Here is a 3,076-nt window from a genome sequence, read left to right on the forward strand (position 1 = left end):
GATAATGGACTAGTGGATTGACTCCGCTATTTGCCACATCTGGATTATTTTGTAAATACCATCGCGTATTAAATAACAGACTCGGGTTTTTCCCCTCTTTCCATCCTATTTCCATATAGTGCTCGAAGGGAGTTTTCCCAGAAAAAGTGACTTCCGGATAGTTTTTTAAGTAATAGTCTTTGTCGAAATAACCAAACCGGATAATTTTTTCTTCAATGAGGTTCATTCTATAAGGTTTTCCCTCGAAGCTCTAAAAATTCTAAAAAGCATTTTTATTTTAGAATGTTGCTAGGAAGTTTATAAAGAACTTTTTTCTTTAGCTTATAAATATGGCCATTAAATAGGCTTCATTTTAGGACCATGCTTATCAAATCGATATAGCAAAATAGAGTCAAAAATTAAGCAATCCACTGCTAGCTCTGCGAGGCAACCTTTATGTATTTTGTCCAAAGCAGCCTATCCAATGCGATTTTTTTTAACTCCTCCTTTTATTTTTCTTTGCATTAGTTATTTTTCTTTTTTTAATTCACTCATCCAAGCACAACAAGCCTCGGCTCTTTCCGAAGCTGTAGAAACCCTTCCTGAAGTCACTGTCGTGGCTTCTCCAGAACAACCACCTTCCTCATCCCTTCCCAAAGCTTCTACTACCACATCGGTCTACGGACCGGATCTTTCCCTTATCGACATTCCTAGAGATGTATTAGTTGTTTCTAAAGAACAGCTAAAAACGGTAATGCTACAATCGGTCAATGATCTCATTGCTTTTAGCCCTTCGGTTAACCCTACTCAGGCTACAGGCAATGTTGTGAGCGAACCGGTGGTCAGAGGCCTGCCTGCGACTGTGTTTCGAAATGGCATGCTTGTTGGCTTTTCAAGCGGAGGCAATTGGGGACCGCTTCTGAATGTGAACGCTGATGATTCGCTGGATTTGGTCACTGGCCAGGTCAGCCTGGTTTATGGGCCGCAAGAGTTTGCTGGAGGCTATCTCAATGAACTGACCAAACAGCCCTTTTTTGATCGTTTGCATGCAGATGCTTATTATACCATGGGAATGTATGGGAGCAATTTTTGGAATTTGGATGTAGGAGGACCAATCAAGAAAGATAAACTGGCTTACCGGTTAGATTATTTCGGGCAGGAAGGCTATGGACCGTTTAACTATTATAACGGCTCTTACTTAAACCGCCAGTGTGGGTATTTGGCATTAAGCTGGAAACCCATGGAAGCCGTTCGTATCGATTGGAACGGGGAAATAGACTGGAATAGCTTTTTGCCTTATGCAGGAATCAACCGGCCAACTCAATCCCTTATAGATTCTGGTTTGTATCAGAGCGGATCTTGGATCGGTTATTATACTCCTCCAGTTAGCCCTTCGGCTCCATTCGGTCAATTTCATCCGGGCAGAGGAACCCCGCCTCCAGGCTTTGGTTATGCTATTGATTGGGGACCACTTGTTCCAATAAGTAGCCGGACGAATCTTTTTGATACCCCTTTGGATTTTACCAAACAGCTTTATGCCGTAAGTCAAGCCATAACGACGGTGCAGTTGACTGAAGATCTTTCTTTGGTAAACAACAGCCTTTTTGAATTCTATCAGGCCAACTCTGCGCAACCTGTCCCGGATCCAACGTGGGTCGTTATGCCCTATGGATATAATGTGGAAGATCGATTGGAACTGCTTTTTACCGAAGAACAATCGGGTAAGGCTTGTTGGCAAAATGTGGACGTGGGATTGGCTTTTCGGTTTTTAACGGACTTGGAATATAGTGGAAGCTGGCATCCAACAAGTAATCAGGCAAACTTGATCCAGCCACTAACCCAAGCGCAGGCTTCAGCGATCGTTCCCTATGCTCTTGCAATAAGCCCAGCTTATAACAATCCATTTCTTACTGATCTTCCCATTCCAGGCTACCCGCAAGAATTTTTTAACGTAGACAATTTTGCTTCCACCCAGTGTAATTTTTATGAGATTTCTCCCTTTTTACAGGACATCCTTCATATAGGGGAAAAGTTTAATCTCTTTTTAGGCGGCAGGTTAGACGCTTATTTTGTTAATGCCCAACCGCCATCTGGTACGCCTGCCGAACTTCTTTATCCATTTACGGCCTATGAAGCTACTTCCATGAGTGCCTTGCTTCCTCAGCTTACCATCAGCCCTACTTATAGGCCGTTTCCTTGGATGAACTGTTATGCTACTTATTATTTTGGTCAAACGACAGCTCAATCGATCTTTGGCAGCTTTGCTCCAGAATTTACTTCCACCTATTATCATCAGACGCAATCCCTTTATGAAGTAGGGACGAAGTTTAATCTGCTTAACGACACTTTCTTTTTAGGCTTATCAGCTTACGCGCAAACCGGGTTCATCCCTGCTTTTGTGTTGCCTGGAGGAACGACTCCTACGGTTTCCGCTACCGTGGAAGGCATTCAGCTTCAAGGAAATTATCAGCCGACTCGCCGGTTTTGGGCAAGTTTTGGATTTAATTATATGCAGGGTTACGAAAACTGGACGAACACTAATGGCGTTGGTCCGACAACGTTCACCCCGTATTCGGCAACAGTTGCAGCCATTTATGGATTGCCAGTAAGCACGATCGTTTCTCTTGCTCCAGGAATCTATCCTTTTATCGGTTTCCCAAAAGAATACGGCAATCTCATGGTCAGCTATAAATTTGATTGGGGGCTTGGAATTTCCCTCTGGGCTATTGCGCAAGGAGGACAATTCCTTTCTTACGATTATTCGGTCCGTGCTCCCGCTTGGTATACACTCAATGCCAGTATCTTTTATACTTTCTCTAACTGGGAACTAAGAATATGGTTCTACAATTTTACGGACAATCATTATTGGATTGCTGGGGCTCCTGGATTTACTCCAGCACGTACGGCAAACCTTGAATATGCGGCTTTTCAAATGCCTTTTTGGGTTCAGGCGATGATTCGTTATTCGTTTTGAATTGACATCCTCCCCATGCCTAAAGGCAGGGGATTCCTGGAGATAACTGACCAGATTTAGCCAGGGCAAGCTCTCCGATGAGGGTGTTGAGGTTTTGATAGACCCTGACACTCTCATCGGCCT

1 protein-coding gene and 1 pseudogene are annotated in these 3,076 nt (G+C 43.5%); one reads left to right on the forward strand and one right to left on the reverse strand.

The genetic code is table 11. The features are described 5' to 3' along the window. Nucleotides 1-226 (reverse strand): annotated as a pseudogene (locus A7Q09_RS09500) (class I SAM-dependent methyltransferase); the annotation flags it as partial. A gap of 237 nt (nucleotides 227-463) precedes the next feature. On the opposite strand from A7Q09_RS09500, the gene A7Q09_RS09505 reads away from it, so the two are divergent. Further along, on the forward strand, nucleotides 464-2,953 hold the full coding sequence (locus A7Q09_RS09505; RefSeq protein WP_134391213.1) for a TonB-dependent siderophore receptor: 2,490 nt from the start codon (nucleotides 464-466) through the stop codon (nucleotides 2,951-2,953). The last annotated feature ends 123 nt before the right edge of the window (nucleotides 2,954-3,076 follow it).

The sequence above is a fragment of the Methylacidiphilum sp. Yel genome, assembly GCF_004421185.1.
In the GTDB taxonomy this organism is placed as follows: domain Bacteria; phylum Verrucomicrobiota; class Verrucomicrobiia; order Methylacidiphilales; family Methylacidiphilaceae; genus Methylacidiphilum.